A 16917-nucleotide genomic window follows, 5' to 3' on the forward strand; every position below is an offset into this window, starting at 1 on the left:
CATGGGTATTCCTGCATTAAATCAACAACTGACTATTCATGGCGCTAAAGCGGGTGAAGGCGAACAGCGCACACCTGTCGAATCCCCTGATGACCTGCGCTCAATTGCTAAAGCTAAAATCTTGCTGGCAATCGGTGAAGGGGAGTTTGATGGCCAATTATCAGGACAGAATGTCTTTTTAGATGGCACTCCACTACTGGATCCCAATGGCGCCGAAAACTTCCCCGGTGTTATTTGGGACTTTCGCCCAGGCACTGCACATCAAACTTATATCCCCGGGCTTCCATCGGTTGAAAATGAAGTAGCCTTAGGTATTGAGTTAAAATCAGATCAGCCTTACACCCGCGCCATCACTAACTCATTACTCTCTGCTGTACGTGTGCGCTTTCGCTGGCCAGCACTGCAACAACAGCTCGATAACGGTGATGTAAATGGCTATCGCATTGCATACGCCATTGATCTATCTACTGACGGCGGCAGCTATCAAACCGTGTTAAGCACGGCTGTTGATGGTAAAACCACCCAACCCTACGAGCGCAGCCACCGCATTGATTTACCAGCGGGCAATAACTGGCAAATCCGTATTCGCCGACTTACCCCAAATCAAAACAACAATCGTGTCGCTGATTTAATGCAAATCGCGGCGATCACCGATGTTATTGACCGCAAGCTAAAGTACCCAAACACGGCACTGTTATATGTCGAGTTTGACGCCAGCCAATTCCAAAACATTCCAGTGATATCCTGCGAGCCCTTTATGCGCAAAGTAAAGGTGCCCACTAACTACAATCCGCTAACGCGTGATTATGCTGGAGTGTGGGATGGCAGCTTTAAAATTGCATGGACCGATAACCCTGCTTGGGTGAGTTACGACATCATCCTCGATGACCGTTTCGGCACTGGTCGCAGGATCAATGCTGCGCTGGTGGATAAGTGGGAGCTTTACCAGATTGCTCAGTATTGCGATCAGCTGGTTCCTGATGGCAAAGGCGGCATGGAGCCTCGCTATATCTGTAATATATACATCCAGCAAGCCACCGAAGCGTGGCAGGTATTGCGCGATTTGGCTTCTATTTATCGCGGTATGACATATTGGTCAAACGGCCAAATGTACTCAGTGGCAGACATGCCACGCGATGTGGATTTCATTTATAACAATAGCAATGTGATAGACGGCAAGTTTAGCTATTCATCCAGCAGCGAAAAGGTGAAATACACTCGAGCACTAATCAGCTGGGATAACCCTGATAATGCTTATGAATCCGATGTTACCTCTGTATCAGATCAACCATTACAGCGCCGCTATGGCGACAACGTGATCGAATTATCGGCCTTAGGTTGCACCCGTGAATCAGAAGCGCAACGCCGTGGCAAGTGGGCTATTTATACCAATAACAATGACCGTGCCGTCAATTTTAAAGTGGGCATGGATGGCAGCATCCCATTACCTGGCTTCGTTATCGGCATAGCAGATCAATTGATTGCAGGTAGCCGCATTGGAGGTCGAATCTCGGCGGTTAACGGCAAGCAGATCACTTTAGATCGTGCGGCCACAATTGCGGTTAATGATCGACTCATCATCAACTTACCCAGCGGTAAAGCGCAGGCGCGTACTATTGAGGCCGTTAATGGTCGTGTGGTTACGGTAACAACGGAATACAGTGAAACCCCACGGCCGCAACTGCTATGGTCGGTTGAGTCAGACGAGCTAAAGCTGCAGCAATTTAGAGTGCTGCGCGTAGCCAAAGCAAATAGCGACAGCATTGAGTACGAGATCACCGCAGTTGAGCATAACCCAAGCAAATATCCTTACATTGATACAGGCGCACGGTTAGAAGAACGCCCTATAAGCAAACTGCCCATCGGTGCCCAAGAAGCTCCGGCTACTGTCACCATTTCACAGTCAGTATTCACCGAGCAAACACTCGCAGTCACTACTATGACGATTCAGTGGGCGACAGCAAAAAATGCGGTTGCTTATGAAGTCGAATGGCGCAAAGACTCTGGCGAGTGGATAAAACTGCCAAAAACTAGCAGCACATCAGTTGATATCCGTGGCGTTTACACCGGGCAATATATTGCTCGAGTCCGTGCAATCAACTCTGTCGATGTTTCGTCGGTACCAAAGTCATCATCGCTGACCAATATCACAGGTAAAACTGGCTTGCCGCCAGCAGTCGCATCATTTACTGCTACGCCGCTAGTGTTTGGTATTGGCTTAAATTGGTTGTTCCCTGCAGGTGCAGAAGACACGCTTCGTACCGAGCTTGAGTACGGGCCCAATAACAGCGAAAGCGGCATGATTAAATTGGGTGATTTTGCTTACCCAATTGCAACTCACACCATGACTGGATTAAGTGCAGGCGCTAATTTTTGGTTTAGGGCTCGGTTAGTCGATCGCACTGGCAACGTTGGGCCATGGTCAGGATTTATCAGCGGACAATCATCGACAGACCAATCTCAATATGATGCGTATTTCAGCGAGCGCATTACATCATCAGCGTTAGGGCAAGAACTACTCAGTGAAATAGAACTGATCCCGCTGATTAAAATTGAAGCGGACAAAATTCCGAGCATTGATAGTCAGCTTAATGAAGTTGTCATCCCTAAGATTGAACTGATCCAAGTCGAAGTTAATAAAATACCAGATATAGAGGATACGCTTAGTCAAACAGAAACTAAGATAAATCAACTTCAAGCAGAAATGGCTGATATTGCTGGTGCTCCAGATTGGGATAGCAATACTGCTTATCTAACTGGGCAATTAGTTAAGTACCAAGGAAAACTTTATTCAGCAAAACAGACCATTCCTGCAGGTACATTACCAACAAATACATCTTATTGGACAAAAATAGGTGAGTACTCATCTATTGGTGAGGCAGTATCTGCTTTAACTGTGCGAGTTGATAATGTTGAAAACTCGATTGAGACTATTGATGGTAAATTAGTATCACAGGCATCACGCATTGACGGTATATTTGCACAAGTAAACCCACCTCTTGCTGGCGATATGAGCTGGAATGCTGGAACTACAGTTGTACTTGCTGGCGTGTGGTCTGAGCAATATGCAAGGGCTTCATCTGATGAGGCATTGGCGAAAAGTATTGCAAGTGTTGCTGCGACTATGGATAAAAACACTGCAGCAATTATTACTGAGCAAATGGCTAGAACGACAGCCGATGAATCGCTCGCTAATCAGATCATCAGCATTTCCGCTACTGTGGATGCCAATGGCGCCTTAATTAAGGCAGAGCAAACCGCCCGCGCTGATGCTGATAGTGCTTTGGCACAAAATATCACTACAGTTCAGGCCGCTGTAAATATCGCCCAGCAAGGCGTCACCCAAAACGCTGCAGCAATTCAGACAGAGCAAACTGCTCGGGCTGATGCAGATAGTGCTTTGGCACAAAATATCACTACAGTTCAGGCGTCGGCGACCGCAGCTAATACCGCAGCATCTAATGCGCAAACGGCCGCGAACTCAGCTGCCCAAGCTGCTGCTGACGCAGCAGGTTTGGCGGGTACCAAAGGCAAGGTGCTGATCCAGTCTACGGCCCCTGCTGCTGCTGATCGCTTAGCGCAAAACCTGTGGATTGATACGACTGGCAATGCCAACACACCTAAACGTTGGAGTGGGTCAGCTTGGGTTGCTGTCACTGACAAAGCCGCAACCGATGCCGCCAGTGCTGCCGCTGCCGCCCAAGCCGCCGCGAACGCAGCCCAGCAAGGAGTCACGCAAAATACTGCTGCTATTCAGGCAGAGCAAACCGCTAGGGCTGATGCAGATAGTGCTTTGGCGCAGAGTATCACTACAGTACAAGCATCGGCGTCAGCTAATGCTGCTGCAATACAAACTGAAGCAACTGCAAGAGCTGATGCAGATACTGCTCAGGCATCACGCATTGACGGTATATTTGCACAAGTAAACCCACCACTTGCTGGCGATATGAGCTGGAATGCGGGAACAACAGTCGTGCTGGCAGGCGTGTGGTCTGAGCAATATGCAAGAGCCTCGGCGGATGAGGCATTGGCAAAAAGCATTGCATCAGTCGCGGCAACCATGGATCAAAACACTGCTGCAATTATTACTGAGCAAATGGCTCGAGCGACAGCAGATGAGTCGATCGCTAATCAGATCATCAGTATCTCCGCGACTGTTAACGCCAATGGTGCATTAATTCAGACAGAGCAAACCGCTCGATCTGATGCTGATAGCGCATTAGCAACACAGATCACCATAGTTCAAGCCTCGGCGACGGCTGCGAATGCCGCAGCATCAACCGCGCAAAGTGCCGCTAACTCAGCCGCTCAAGCCGCTGCTGATGCTGCAGGTTTAGCGGGGACCAAAGGCAAAGTGCTGATCCAGTCAGCAGCACCTGCCGTGGCTGATCGGTTAGCGCAAAATCTGTGGATCGATACCACTGGCAATGCGAATACGCCTAAGCGTTGGAACGGTTCAACTTGGGCCGCCGTCACTGACAAAGCCGCGACCGATGCCGCCAGTGCTGCCGCAGCCGCCCAAGCCGCCGCGAACGCAGCGCAGCAAGGTGTTACGCAAAACGCTGCAGCGATTCAGACAGAGCAAACGGCTCGGGCCGATGCCGATAGTGCATTGGCGCAGAGTATTACCACTGTTCAGGCCTCGGCAACGGACGCTAACTCTGCGGCATCGACTGCGCAAACTGCTGCGAACTCAGCCGCCCAAGCCGCCGCTGACGCTGCAGGTTTAGCGGGTACCAAAGGCAAAGTACTTATTCAGTCTACGGCCCCTGCAGCTGCTGATCGCTTAGCGCAAAACCTGTGGATTGATACCACTGGCAATGCCAACACACCTAAGCGTTGGAGTGGTTCAGCATGGGTTGCCGTCACTGACAAAGCCGCGACCGATGCCGCCAGTGCTGCCGCAGCCGCCCAAGCCGCCGCGAACGCAGCTCAACAAGGCGTTACGCAAAACGCTGCAGCGATTCAAACCGAGCAAACAGCGCGAGCCAATGCTGATAGCGCATTGGCAACACAGATCACCACTGTTCAGGCGACAGCTAATAACGCATCAGCTGCAGTTCAGCAAACATCAACGGCTCTTGTAGCTTTAGATGGCAAACTGCAAGCCATGTACTCGGTAAAAGTAGGCGTAACTACCGACGGTAAATACTATGGTGCTGGAATGGCGATAGGTGTTGAAAACACGCCTGCAGGCATGCAATCGCAGGTACTCTTTACTGCTGATAGATTTGCCATCGTTAATCAAATCACGGGTGCATCGACCATCACGACTCCTTTCGCTGTACAAGGTGGTCAGGTATTTATTAATAGTGCGGTAATTGGTGATGGAACTATCACAAATGCCAAGATCGGCAGTTATATCCAATCAACAAACTATGTTGCAAACTCGATTGGTTGGAAGCTTGATAAAAATGGGCTTTTTGAGATAAATGGTTATCAAGCTGGACAAGGACGAATGAGAATTACCAATGAAAGAATCGATGTCTATGACGCAGCTGGCACACTTAAAATCAGACTTGGCAAACTTATATGAGTTATGGATTAGCGCTTTACGCTCAAGATAGAACCATAGATATCACCAGCGGATGGTATCCAATGGCATTCAAAGGAACAATTGAGTTTACAGTAAAATATCTATCTGCCGCAGATGTTGTACAAGACTTTGTCATACCAAATGGTTGCAGGCTGTTTATTCAGCCTGCTGGCTCCGCTGTCAGGCACACCTCTTATGTTAGCTTTGGTAGCACTGTTTACACGGGGTACATAGTTAGCAGTAAGTGCGACGGTGGAAGGGTAACGCTATCACAAAGCCTTTGGTATGGTGGCGCAGACTCCCCGCTAAATAACTCGGTAGTAAAATTTAATGTTTATGCGTATTACCCTGTTGCCAATGTTCCAGATAACTACGGGATCTTATTTGCTGACGGAGGTGTCGCGGTGGCCTTATCAAATGCTAACCGCTTAAACGTAGAAAGATTTAAATACACAATTACCAATGCAGATAGAGAAATAGATGTTTCAACCGCGATTGCATCAACAGAACCGCCTCCAAGTGTTTATGTCAGCGATACTGGTTACAACGCCATGGCATCTTACGTTTATTCAAGTGGCGGATATTGGCGCGTTAAGTGTTTAAGAGCAGGAGGTTTGTATAATGTTGGCTCGACGTATAATGACGAACCGCCAAGATCTGGCACAGTTAAAATTATCGCCTTTGGTTCACCCTTGCAAACTCTTCCAAGCTGGGGTTTAGCGTTTTATGGTGACGATGGTGGCGTGGCATTCAGTTCAGCAAACCCACCAGAAATGCCAAGAGGCTATCTCATCTCTCCTACGCCATTAGCAAATCCACCAGGCTCAGCTGGTTGGCATGCGATCGGCGATTCAAATCCGCAGCAATTCCCAAACTTCGCCACAAAAAAACCGATGTATCAGGCCAGATTGATTGGAGCAGCAAAGCTAAGTTTTACTCCTTTCCCTGTCGGAATTTGGCTTAAGTCAGATGGGACTTTTACTTGCGGAGTGTTGACCAAAGGAGCTGGCAGCATGCCTGTTGGGGGTAGTGCATTTGGTTACTGGGGCGAATCTTCAGTTAACTCACCAATCCCTTACATACATGAAGATGATTATTTCTGACTTAAGTCACAATTACTCTTTGCTCATGAAAATATCACTTCAATTAATGTGATGTTGTCTGATTCTTAATGTAACTTTGCGACAAGACTGCATAGCAAAGCAGACCAGTTTTGCGGTATAAATTCTATTGTCAGCAGTTTTTTTATGTTACTTTGCGGCGATAAACATTAGTGCGTACAAATCTGGCTAACTTTTAGATGTGTACAAAACAGCGTACAAAATCAAGATTTATCGACATGGCTTAAGTTGAAATTAATAGCAAGTTCAACAGCATGTAAAGTAAATCAATTATTATAGATATAAATAACTGATCCCTCCTTATGCATACAAAAATTCTCGGAACTGGTAGTTATCTACCGGTGCAGGTGCGTAGCAATCAAGATTTGGAAAAAATGGTGGAAACCACTGACCAATGGATTGTTGAACGTACAGGTATATCAGAACGTCGCATTGCGGCTTTCGATGAAACCGTTTCAACTATGGGCTACCAAGCGGCATTAAAAGCGCTAGAAATGGCTGGCATAGAAGCATCAGATTTAGACATGATCGTCTGCGGCACCACCAGTGCTCCCAATGCTTTTCCGGCTGCAGCTTGTGAAATTCAAGCCATGCTTGGCGTGCATACCATTCCAGCTTTTGATATCGCAGCGGCGTGTTCAGGCTTTGTTTATGCTTTATCTGTTGCCGATCAATTTGTAAAAACGGGCGCGGCTAAAAAAGTATTAGTGATTGGTGCCGATGTACTGTCTCGCTTATGTGAGCCAGAAGATCGTTCAACGATTATTTTATTTGGTGATGGTGCGGGCGCGGTTGTGATAGGCGCATCCGAAACACCAGGGATCATTTCGACCCACATTTATGCCGACGGTCGCCAAGGTGACTTATTGAAATGCGCTTTCCCACCACGTAAAGGCGAAACTTCTGAAGCGGTCGGTTTTATGACCATGAAAGGCAACGATGTCTTTAAAGTGGCTGTGACTCAATTGTCCCATGTGGTGACTGAGACGCTGCGCATTAACAATATCGATAAGTCAGAAATTGACTGGTTAGTGCCACATCAAGCCAACTTCCGAATTATCAATGCTACCGCTAAAAAGCTCGATATGAGTCTTGAGAAAGTCGTATTGACTTTAGCTAAACACGGTAATACTTCTGCCGCGTCAGTGCCCATTGCATTGGATGAAGCCGTACGTGATGGCCGTATTCAGCGCGGACAATTACTGTTGCTTGAGGCCTTTGGTGCTGGATTTGCGTGGGGCAGTGCGCTCATTCGTTTCTAAGTTCTACATGTGTGTTCCACATGATTTTTCAATAAATTAAGTTAGCCATAGGTAATTTGAATATGGAAAATGTTGCTTTTGTATTTCCGGGCCAAGGTTCACAAGCCCTAGGCATGTTAGCCGAGCTTGCCGAATCTCATGCTGTTGTTGGACAAACCTTTGCTGAGGCGAGTGACGTCTTAGGTTATGATCTGTGGGCATTGGTTCAGCAAGGTCCTGTTGAAAGCTTAAATGAAACCGATAAAACTCAACCAGCCCTATTAGCGGCGAGCGTGGCGATTTGGCGTACCTACGTGGCTTCAGGCAAACCTATGCCAGCTATACTAGCGGGTCACAGCTTAGGTGAGTATTCTGCTTTAGTTTGCGCCGGTGTTATGGATTTTAAAGACGCGATTAAGTTGGTGGAATTACGTGGTCAACTGATGCAGCAAGTGGTTCCAGCTGGCACGGGTGCTATGTATGCGATTATCGGTTTGGACAACGAGAGTATCGCTAATGCCTGCGCCGAAGCGGCTCAAGGTGAGGTGGTGAGTCCAGTTAACTTTAACAGTCCTGGTCAAGTGGTCATTGCAGGTCAAAAAGACGCAGTTGAGCGCGCTGCAGCAGCTTGTAAAGCAGCGGGCGCTAAAATGGCGGTGGCTCTACCTGTCAGCGTGCCATCACACTGCGCATTAATGAAACCTGCGGCGGATAAACTGGCCGTGGCATTAAACGATGTACAGTTTAATACCCCAACAATTACAGTGATTAATAACGTTGATGTGGCATCACCCACCTCTGCTGATGACATTAAAGATGCGTTAGTGCGTCAGTTATATTGTCCTGTCCGCTGGAGCGAAACGGTTGAGCTAATGGCCCAAAAAGGCATTACCCAACTGGTGGAATGTGGTCCAGGTAAAGTATTGACAGGATTAGCAAAACGAATTAATAAATCACTATCAGCCCAAGCGGTTAATGATGTTGCTTCATTAGCAGCATTAACTGAGTAAGGAGTTTATATGAGTTTCAACCTGAATTTAACAGGCAAAGTGGCTTTAGTGACAGGTGCGAGCCGCGGTATTGGCCGTGCGATCGCAGAGACACTGGTCGAAGCGGGCGCCGTGGTTATTGGAACCGCAACCAGTGAGAAGGGCGCTGCGGCGATCCAAGAATATCTGGGTGACAAAGGTTTTGGTTTAGTGCTTAATGTCACAGATAGTGAATCTGTTACACATTTATTCGCCTCGATCAAAGAAAAAGCGGGTGATGTTGATATTCTAGTCAACAACGCGGGTATAACCCGTGATAATCTGCTGATGCGGATGAAAGATGATGAATGGCAGGATATTATCGACACCAACCTGACATCGTTATTTAGACTGTCAAAACCTGTGATGCGTACCATGATGAAAAAGCGCTTTGGCCGAATCATCAATATCGGTTCAGTGGTAGGCACCATGGGCAATGCAGGTCAAGTTAACTACTCGGCAGCAAAGGCGGGTTTGATTGGATTTACAAAATCTCTTGCAAGAGAGGTTGCATCTCGTCAAATTACAGTTAATGCTATCGCTCCTGGATTTATCCAGACCGATATGACAGATGAGCTGACCGAAGAGCAGCAAAAAGCTATCATGTCACAGGTTCCGATGGAACGATTAGGGCAAGCGCAAGAAATTGCCAATGCAGTGCTCTTTTTGGCCTCGGACTCAGCCGCTTACATCACAGGCGAAACTTTGCATGTGAATGGCGGCATGTACATGGTTTAAGGGCGAATGGCAGGGATTTCTGTCGCAACTGAGTAGTGATCTGTATCAATTGATAGTGAAATTTCGTGGTTAGACCACGAAAACTAAGCTTGCATTGTCAGCCAAATCTAATAAACTACTCGCAATCTTACGCAAGTGCGTAATTTGAATAGGAAAGAAAACTAATGAGCAACATCGAAGAACGTGTAAAGAAAATCATTGTAGAGCAACTGGGCGTTAAAGAAGAAGACGTTAAGCCAGCGGCATCTTTCGTTGACGATCTGGGTGCAGATTCTCTGGACACTGTTGAGTTGGTTATGGCTCTGGAAGAAGAGTTTGATACCGAGATCCCTGATGAAGAAGCTGAAAAGATCACTACTGTTCAAGCAGCGATCGACTACGTTTCTAAGAATCAGTAATTCTGAATTCTTGAAGACAGGCGGCATTTTTGCCGCCTGTTTTTGTTTTACCCCCGTCAAATTCTGCCTCCGTGCCATTCAATCGTCTCTGGATCGTGTTTTAATTATTATCCACGAGATGCTCGCCGCAGATTGGCGAATTTTTCTAAATAAAAGTTATTTAAGAAATTGTCTAATGATAGAAAACCCTGCGTCCTCTATCTGAATTAACAAATTAGCATTTAAAGGTGACTGCCGTGTCTAAACGTCGTGTAGTGGTAACCGGTTTGGGGTTAGTAACTCCAGTGGGCAATACTGTCGATACTACTTGGAAGGCTTTGCTTTCGGGTAAGAGTGGTATTGCACCGATAACCAAATTTGATGCCAGTGAATTTACCACTCGTTTCAGTGGTTCAGTAAAAGATTTCGATGTTGAGCAATACGTAACGAAAAAAGACGCCCGTAAGATGGACCTCTTTATTCAATACGGTATGGCGGCTGGCATCCAAGCTATCCAAGACTCAGGTCTGGACATGAGTAAAGAAAACCCAGGTCGTGTCGGTACTGCTATTGGTGCGGGTATGGGCGGTATGTGGTTGATTGAACAAGGTCACAGCGCATTGATGAATGGTGGCCCGCGTAAGGTTTCTCCTTTCTTCGTACCTAGTACCATTATCAATATGATTTCAGGCCACTTGTCGATCATGTTTGGCATGAAAGGCCCAAATTTTGCCGTGACGACCGCTTGTACTACGGGTGTGCATAATATCGGTTTCGCGGCGCGTACCATTGCCTATGGCGATGCAGACGTGATGGTTGCGGGCGGTGCTGAGGATGTCACTTCTCCTTTAGGCGTTGCAGGTTTTGGTGCAGCGAAAGCGTTATCGACACGCAATGACGATCCGACTGCGGCGAGCCGTCCATGGGATAAAGACCGTGATGGTTTTGTGATCGGTGATGGCGCTGGTGTTATGGTGATGGAAGAGTACGAACACGCAAAAGCGCGCGGTGCGACCATTTACGGCGAATTAGTCGGTTTTGGTATGAGCGGTGATGCGTTCCATATGACATCGCCTCCAAGTGACGGAGCAGGCGCTGCAGCTGCTATGGTCAATGCTATTAATGATGCTAAGTTATCACTGGAGCAAATTGGTTATATCAATGCCCACGGTACGTCGACGCCAGCTGGTGATAAAGCGGAAGCGGCAGCGGTTAAGTCAGTATTTGGCGACCACGCTTATAAAGTACTGGTTAGCTCGACTAAATCGATGACGGGTCACCTGTTAGGTGCTGCGGGTGCGGTTGAAGCGATTTTCACTTTGCTAGCACTGCGCGACCAAGCCGTACCGCCAACCATCAACTTGGATAATCCAGATGAAGGTTGTGACTTAGATTTTGTTGCCCACACAGCCCGTGACGTGAAAATGGATTACGCTCTGTGTAACTCCTTCGGTTTCGGTGGGACTAACGGTTCGTTACTGTTCAAGAAAGTGTAAAACACGCATTTATGGTGTAAAAAACAATGAAAAAATGCGCCTGAGGGCGCATTTTTTATGGGTCAAATTCATTGCTCATGTGAGTTGAACTCCGTTATCTTATGACTTTATTGTGATGGATGTCACTTTCTAACTGTATGATATCCATAGTGTTAACATTTGTTCATCAAGCTTGTTTAATTCTAATGACCACAGATAATGACAGACATATTCAATCTTAATGGAGTGTGTCATGTTAAATCCCGCGGTGATCCCGCTTGTTCCCCTCATTGGCGCATTAACTGCCAATCTGACCGAATTGATCCGTGGTGAGTTTAAAGTGTGGCATCCAAACATGGACATTGGGATCAAGACTTTTACCTTAGCAATCGCTGCTTACGTGGTGGTTTGGTTTGCCTTATTGGTGACGGCGATTAACGTCGGTGGCGATAGCAATATGTCTTCGGGCCTCGAAGTGCTTGGTTTCTTTATGTTTGGCTTAGGCGTTTACACTTTTGCTAAGGGTACGCGTTTCGTCAGTAGTGAATTTCAGCTATGGATTTATCGTTTAGCGTTGCCGAGTTTATTGCTTTGCTGCGTGCTTATTAGCCACTTTGGTTAAATCGAATTTTTTGACGAGGTCAATCGTAATTATTTTTACGCTAATGGCGCTTTCTATCGTAAACTCAGCCTATTGCACGAAACATTGAGCCACAGTGGCTGAATAAGTTGAGGTTATATGGCTGGTATCGATAGACAAAGTACCCTGAGATTTTTGTCAGAGCCTGCGGATGTGAATTTTGGTGGTAAAGTTCACGGCGGCGCTGTGATGAAGTGGATCGATCTCGCGGCCTATGCCTGTGCAGCGGGCTGGAGCGGTAAATATTGTATTACTGCTTATGCGGGCGGTATTCGTTTTGTGCAACCCATTTTGGTGGGCAATATCGTTGAAGTCAGCGCAAAAGTGATTTATACGGGTAAAACTTCTATGCATATCGGTATCGATGTGCGAGCGGGCGATCCTAAAGTTTCTGAGCGTCATCTCACCACCCATTGTATTGTGATCATGGTAGCAGTTGATGAAGATGGCCTACCTACGCCAGTGCCTGAGTGGATACCACAGACGGAACATGATATTCATTTGCGGGATTCTGCACTGCGCTTGATGGAAATGCGTAAAAAGATTGGCGCCGAAATGGAAGCCCATGTGGTGAAATAGCCCCATAAATTAAATCAGCAAAGGCGCTTAAGGCGCCTTTGTTGTTTCTAGCGAAAAGTGCGTTTATCACTCGCTCCGATTTCACTCTGACGTTATCGTAGATGGATGTTAAACTGCGGCTACTATTTTGAATCGATTCATTTTGTTTATCTATTTAAGGATCAGCTCATGGCAAAAGTCGCATTTATTGGTTTAGGCGTAATGGGATATCCCATGGCGAGGCATTTACTGAACAAAGGCCATGAGGTCACTGTTTATAATCGTACTTTTGCCAAGGCGCAAACTTGGGTCGACACCTATGGTGGCCGCTGCTGTCCAACACCAAAGGAAGCGGCAGAGGGTCAAGATATTGTGTTTACTTGCGTGGGCAATGATAACGATCTGCGTGAAGTGGTATTAGGCAGTGATGGCGTTATTCATGGGATGGAAAAGGGCGCAGTGTTAGTTGACCATACTACGGCTTCGGCCGATGTTGCCCGTGAGCTTCATCAAGTGTTAGCGGAAAAGGGCGTTGATTTCCTCGATGCGCCTGTGTCGGGTGGTCAAGCGGGCGCCGAAAATGGCGCCTTGACTGTGATGGTCGGCGGCGATGAAGCGGTATTTGAGCGTGTTAAACCCGTGATTGAAGCCTTTGCCCGCTGCGCCGAACGTTTAGGTGAGGTTGGTGCAGGTCAGTTAACTAAGATGGTGAACCAAATTTGTATCGCGGGTGTGGTGCAAGGTTTGGCGGAAGCGCTGCAATTTGCTCGTAAAGCGGGACTCGATGGCGAGAAAGTCATTGAAGTGATCAGCAAAGGCGCGGCGCAAAGCTGGCAGATGGAAAATCGCTACAAGACGATGTGGGGCCAAAGCTATGATTTTGGTTTTGCCGTCGATTGGATGCGTAAAGATTTAGGCATCGCCTTAGAAGAAGCTCGCCGCAATGGTTCACACTTGCCATTAACCGCGTTAGTTGATCAATTCTATTCAGAAGTACAGGGCATGGGCGGTAACCGTTGGGATACGTCTAGCCTGTTGGCACGTTTAGAAAAATCGGCGAAATAAGCTTTACCTTAAGTTTTATCGTTATAAAAACTTAGGTTATCGTAGTGATAAAACTCTGGTTTCGTAGTGATAAACACTCTGGTTTCGCAGTGATAGGTTTTGCAGTGATAAAAATGCCCAGTCCCAATTGCGTTGGCAAATAGGACTGGGCATTTTTGTGTGTATCGTTTTTTGACTAGGACATTAAGAGCTAGGATATTTAATCGTTAGTCTTTCCAGCGAATATGGGTCACTAAACTGTGGGTTTCACCTGGAGCAAGCACGACTTTATCTTCTAATACATTGGCCGCTTCTAGGCAGACCATGGTCAGATAATCCTCTGGATTAAATCGGCCAAGGCGTTGTGACTTTTCAATCCATGGGTTCCATAATACGGCGGATTGGCTGTTTTCACGGCTGACTTCGATTGTCCCCTGCGGCGTATGCAATAACTGCGCAGGGCCGAGATCGGTATAGACACGGTCTGTCTCACGATCAAACAGCACTTCATCCGTGTTTTGCGGATAAGGCCCTTGTGCAAATTCGATGTATTTTGACCCACTAAAACCGCTGGCTTTGAGTTGGTGGATATCCTCAATCGGGAAATAGCTGTGCAGCGCTTGGGTAAGCGTGACGGTTTCATCGCCTAAATTGGTATTCACAAGGCTAATGCTTAGGGTGTCGCCTAGGGTGAATAACACGCTGACCTCTGTGTTATGCGGCCAATAGATTTTATCTTGCTCACTGATTTTTAAGCTAAAACGTAAATCCACTAACTGATTACGCATTTCTACCGATTCCAGCGCCCAAATGCGGGTACGGGCAAAACCGTGTTGGGGAAAGTTCGCTTCACTACTCATGCCAAACCAAGGCCAGCATACGGGCACACCGCCACGGATCCCATTACCGGGTTGATAATCGTCAGCCGATGAAACCCACAGCAAAGGTGGTTTGCCTACGGATTGAAAATAGTCTATTTGCGCGCCCTGCAAAAAAATTCTTGCCTGACATAACGCCGTATTCACTTCGACATAATCGAGCCCGTTGGCGTGTTTTTTAGTAGTGACAGAACCCATAGTAGCAATATCCTTAACTCTGCTTGCATATCAGAAAAACAGGCAGTTAGCTTACAAAGTTTTCCGCGATAACATAAGGCTTTGTTGCGATCAATTTACGGTTTCGCTGTTCGTTTGTGTAAACAAAAGTCTGTGGCGGATACTGAGGTGCTTTCTTTTTCGGCAGATTTAGCTAAAGTGGTCAGAGCACCAAAGTGGTCAGATCACTTAGTTGAGTTGCAGTCTAACAAGAAAAGGGAAGCGATTATGCCAGTTTATCAAGCGCCGCTGCGCGACTATCAATTTATCCTCGATGAAATGTTAAATATTTATCAGCAAGATGCACTCAAGGGGTTCGATGAAATCGATCCAGATCTTGTCGATGCGATCCTGCAAGGTATGGCCGACTTTAGTACTGAAGTGATGTTACCGCTCAATAGTGTCGGCGATCTGCAAGGCTGTAAGTTGGTCGATGGTAAGGTGATTACACCGGAAGGATTTGATAATGCCTATCGGCAGTTTGTTGATAATGGCTGGCCTACGCTGACCTGCTCCCCTGAATATGGCGGCCAAGGCTTACCCGAAGTGGTAGGGATTTTTGCCACTGAGATACAAACGGCAACCAACATGGCCTTTGCCATGTATCCCGGTTTGACCCATGGCGCCTATGCCGCCATCCATGCCCACGGCAGTGATGCGCTCAAGCAAAAATATTTGAGTAAACTGGTTAGCGGTGAATGGACTGGGACCATGAATTTGACCGAGTCCCACGCCGGTACTGACTTAGCCTTATTACGCACCAAAGCCGTGCCAGTATCCGAAGGTGTTTTTGCTATCAGCGGTGAGAAAATTTTTATCTCCTCAGGCGATCACCAACTCACCGACAACATAGTGCACCTCGTATTAGCTCGTTTGCCCGATGCACCTGAAGGTGTGAAGGGCATATCTTTGTTCGCCGTGCCTAAAGTATTAGTGAATAACGATGGTAGTTTAGGCGCACCGAACACTTTATATGCCAGTGGCCTTGAACATAAGATGGGCATTCACGGTAACTCAACTTGTGTGATGGTATTTGAAGGTGCATTGGGCGAGCTTGTTGGCGAGCCGCACCAAGGACTGCGCGCCATGTTTACTATGATGAACCAAGCGCGTTTAGGCGTGGGCGTGCAAGGGCTGGGCGTCTCTGAAATCGCCTATCAAAATGCGCTAGCCTATGCCAAAGATAGATTACAGAGCCGCGCCTTAAGCGGTGCCAAAGCCCCCGAAAAAGCCGCCGATCCGATTTTGGTTCACGGCGATGTGCGCCGCATGTTGCTGTCGCAAAAAGCTTTCAATGAAGGCGCAAGAGCCTTAGTAGGACAACAAGCTTTGTGGCTAGATGAAGCTGAGCGTCATACCGATCCCGCCAAAGCCAAAGTTGCTTCCCAATTAGCGGCACTGTTCACGCCAGTGGTGAAAGGTTTTATCACTAACCGTGGTTTTAATGCCTGTGTCGATGCACAGCAAGTGTTTGGCGGACATGGTTATATTCATGAGTGGGGTATGGAGCAATTTGTGCGTGATAGCCGTATTGCACTGATTTATGAAGGCACTAACGGTATTCAGGCATTGGATTTAGTGGGGCGTAAGCTGCTTAGCGACCGCGGCGCGGCGATGCAGCAATGGTCGGCGTTAGTGACTGAGTTTATTAAGTCACATAGCACGAATGCGGCGATGCAACACTACGTGAGTGGTTTAATGGATTGTGCGGGTGATTTGCAAAAGGCTAGTGGTTATTTAGCTGCACAAGCTGCGACCAATCCAGACATTATCGGCGCAGCCTCTATGGCTTATCTGGAGTTATTTGGGGTGACTGCACTGGCATGGATGTGGGCCAGAAGTGCCGCGGTGGCATTAGCGGCGTTGGAGCAGGGCACCGAAGAAACCGCATTTTACCAAGCTAAATTGAAAACTGCCGATTTCTACATGGCTTACTGGGCGGTGCAAGGTCGCAGTCTGCGTAAGCAAATCGAGCAGGCGAGTGAAATGCTAACTCAATTGGATGAAGCTATCTTTTAAGCATTTACCCTATAGGCTGAGTTAAATCAGCTTAAGAACAGCACAA

The 16917-nt window shown here is 47.3% G+C and carries 12 protein-coding genes; 11 read left to right on the plus strand and 1 reads right to left on the minus strand.

Annotation, left to right across the window (positions count from 1 at the left end):
* The first annotated feature begins 1 nt into the window (after position 1).
* From L5M11_RS13485 to L5M11_RS13530, 10 genes are all read left to right on the plus strand, one after another.
* Positions 2 to 5536, plus strand: a complete 5535-nt coding sequence (locus L5M11_RS13485) for a phage tail protein (RefSeq protein ID WP_263192451.1) — start codon at positions 2 to 4, stop codon at positions 5534 to 5536.
* Positions 5533 to 6639, plus strand: coding sequence for a hypothetical protein (locus L5M11_RS13490; RefSeq protein ID WP_263186552.1), 1107 nt, complete (start codon positions 5533 to 5535; stop codon positions 6637 to 6639). Before L5M11_RS13485 ends, L5M11_RS13490 begins: the two co-directional genes overlap by 4 nt.
* A 320-nt stretch (positions 6640 to 6959) precedes the next feature.
* Entirely contained in the window at positions 6960 to 7919 is a 960-nt protein-coding gene (locus tag L5M11_RS13495; protein ID WP_131523925.1) for a beta-ketoacyl-ACP synthase III, read from the plus strand.
* A gap of 62 nt (positions 7920 to 7981) precedes the next feature.
* The gene (gene fabD / locus L5M11_RS13500; RefSeq protein ID WP_263186553.1) at positions 7982 to 8908 is read left to right on the plus strand and encodes an ACP S-malonyltransferase; all 927 of its coding nucleotides are present in this window, start codon (positions 7982 to 7984) and stop codon (positions 8906 to 8908) included.
* A 9-nt stretch (positions 8909 to 8917) separates the two neighbouring features.
* Positions 8918 to 9664 (plus strand): 3-oxoacyl-ACP reductase FabG, encoded by a 747-nt coding sequence (fabG, locus tag L5M11_RS13505; RefSeq protein WP_006081230.1) that lies wholly within the window; start codon positions 8918 to 8920, stop codon positions 9662 to 9664.
* Between the two features lie 164 nt (positions 9665 to 9828).
* Positions 9829 to 10062, plus strand: coding sequence for an acyl carrier protein (gene acpP, locus L5M11_RS13510; RefSeq protein WP_006081231.1), 234 nt, complete (start codon positions 9829 to 9831; stop codon positions 10060 to 10062).
* A 236-nt stretch (positions 10063 to 10298) separates the two neighbouring features.
* Positions 10299 to 11537, plus strand: coding sequence for a beta-ketoacyl-ACP synthase II (gene fabF / locus L5M11_RS13515; RefSeq protein ID WP_006087466.1), 1239 nt, complete (start codon positions 10299 to 10301; stop codon positions 11535 to 11537).
* Between the two features lie 232 nt (positions 11538 to 11769).
* Positions 11770 to 12138 carry a hypothetical protein gene (locus L5M11_RS13520; RefSeq protein ID WP_028760367.1) on the plus strand — a complete coding sequence of 123 codons (369 nt, stop codon included), beginning with the start codon at positions 11770 to 11772 and terminating at the stop codon, positions 12136 to 12138.
* Positions 12139 to 12255: 117 nt separating this feature from the next.
* Positions 12256 to 12735: an acyl-CoA thioesterase gene (locus L5M11_RS13525; protein ID WP_105252855.1), complete on the plus strand. Its 480-nt coding sequence runs from the start codon at positions 12256 to 12258 to the stop codon at positions 12733 to 12735.
* A gap of 168 nt (positions 12736 to 12903) precedes the next feature.
* A complete protein-coding gene (locus L5M11_RS13530; RefSeq protein WP_263186554.1) occupies positions 12904 to 13779 on the plus strand; it encodes an NAD(P)-dependent oxidoreductase in 876 nt (291 codons plus the stop codon).
* 206 nt (positions 13780 to 13985) lie between these two features.
* On the opposite strand, the gene L5M11_RS13535 is transcribed toward L5M11_RS13530, so the two are convergent.
* Positions 13986 to 14834 (minus strand): D-hexose-6-phosphate mutarotase, encoded by an 849-nt coding sequence (locus L5M11_RS13535; protein ID WP_263186555.1) that lies wholly within the window; start codon positions 14832 to 14834, stop codon positions 13986 to 13988.
* A 246-nt stretch (positions 14835 to 15080) separates the two neighbouring features.
* On the opposite strand from L5M11_RS13535, the gene L5M11_RS13540 reads away from it, so the two are divergent.
* On the plus strand, positions 15081 to 16871 hold the full coding sequence (locus L5M11_RS13540) for an acyl-CoA dehydrogenase C-terminal domain-containing protein (RefSeq protein ID WP_263186556.1): 1791 nt from the start codon (positions 15081 to 15083) through the stop codon (positions 16869 to 16871).
* Positions 16872 to 16917 lie beyond the last annotated feature (46 nt).

The organism is Shewanella sp. SM87, assembly GCF_025653705.1.
Lineage (GTDB): Bacteria > Pseudomonadota > Gammaproteobacteria > Enterobacterales > Shewanellaceae > Shewanella > Shewanella oncorhynchi.

What these genes read in the sequence shown, in the direction of transcription:
- L5M11_RS13485 (WP_263192451.1), top strand. Translation starts at nt 2, where the DNA reads ATGGGTATTCCTGCATTAAATCAACAACTGACTATTCATGGCGCTAAA.
- L5M11_RS13490 (WP_263186552.1), top strand. Translation starts at nt 5,533, where the DNA reads ATGAGTTATGGATTAGCGCTTTACGCTCAAGATAGAACCATAGATATC.
- L5M11_RS13495 (WP_131523925.1), top strand. Translation starts at nt 6,960, where the DNA reads ATGCATACAAAAATTCTCGGAACTGGTAGTTATCTACCGGTGCAGGTG.
- fabD (WP_263186553.1), top strand. Translation starts at nt 7,982, where the DNA reads ATGGAAAATGTTGCTTTTGTATTTCCGGGCCAAGGTTCACAAGCCCTA.
- fabG (WP_006081230.1), top strand. Translation starts at nt 8,918, where the DNA reads ATGAGTTTCAACCTGAATTTAACAGGCAAAGTGGCTTTAGTGACAGGT.
- acpP (WP_006081231.1), top strand. Translation starts at nt 9,829, where the DNA reads ATGAGCAACATCGAAGAACGTGTAAAGAAAATCATTGTAGAGCAACTG.
- L5M11_RS13520 (WP_028760367.1), top strand. Translation starts at nt 11,770, where the DNA reads ATGTTAAATCCCGCGGTGATCCCGCTTGTTCCCCTCATTGGCGCATTA.
- L5M11_RS13525 (WP_105252855.1), top strand. Translation starts at nt 12,256, where the DNA reads ATGGCTGGTATCGATAGACAAAGTACCCTGAGATTTTTGTCAGAGCCT.
- L5M11_RS13530 (WP_263186554.1), top strand. Translation starts at nt 12,904, where the DNA reads ATGGCAAAAGTCGCATTTATTGGTTTAGGCGTAATGGGATATCCCATG.
- L5M11_RS13535 (WP_263186555.1), bottom strand. Translation starts at nt 14,834, where the DNA reads ATGGGTTCTGTCACTACTAAAAAACACGCCAACGGGCTCGATTATGTC.
- L5M11_RS13540 (WP_263186556.1), top strand. Translation starts at nt 15,081, where the DNA reads ATGCCAGTTTATCAAGCGCCGCTGCGCGACTATCAATTTATCCTCGAT.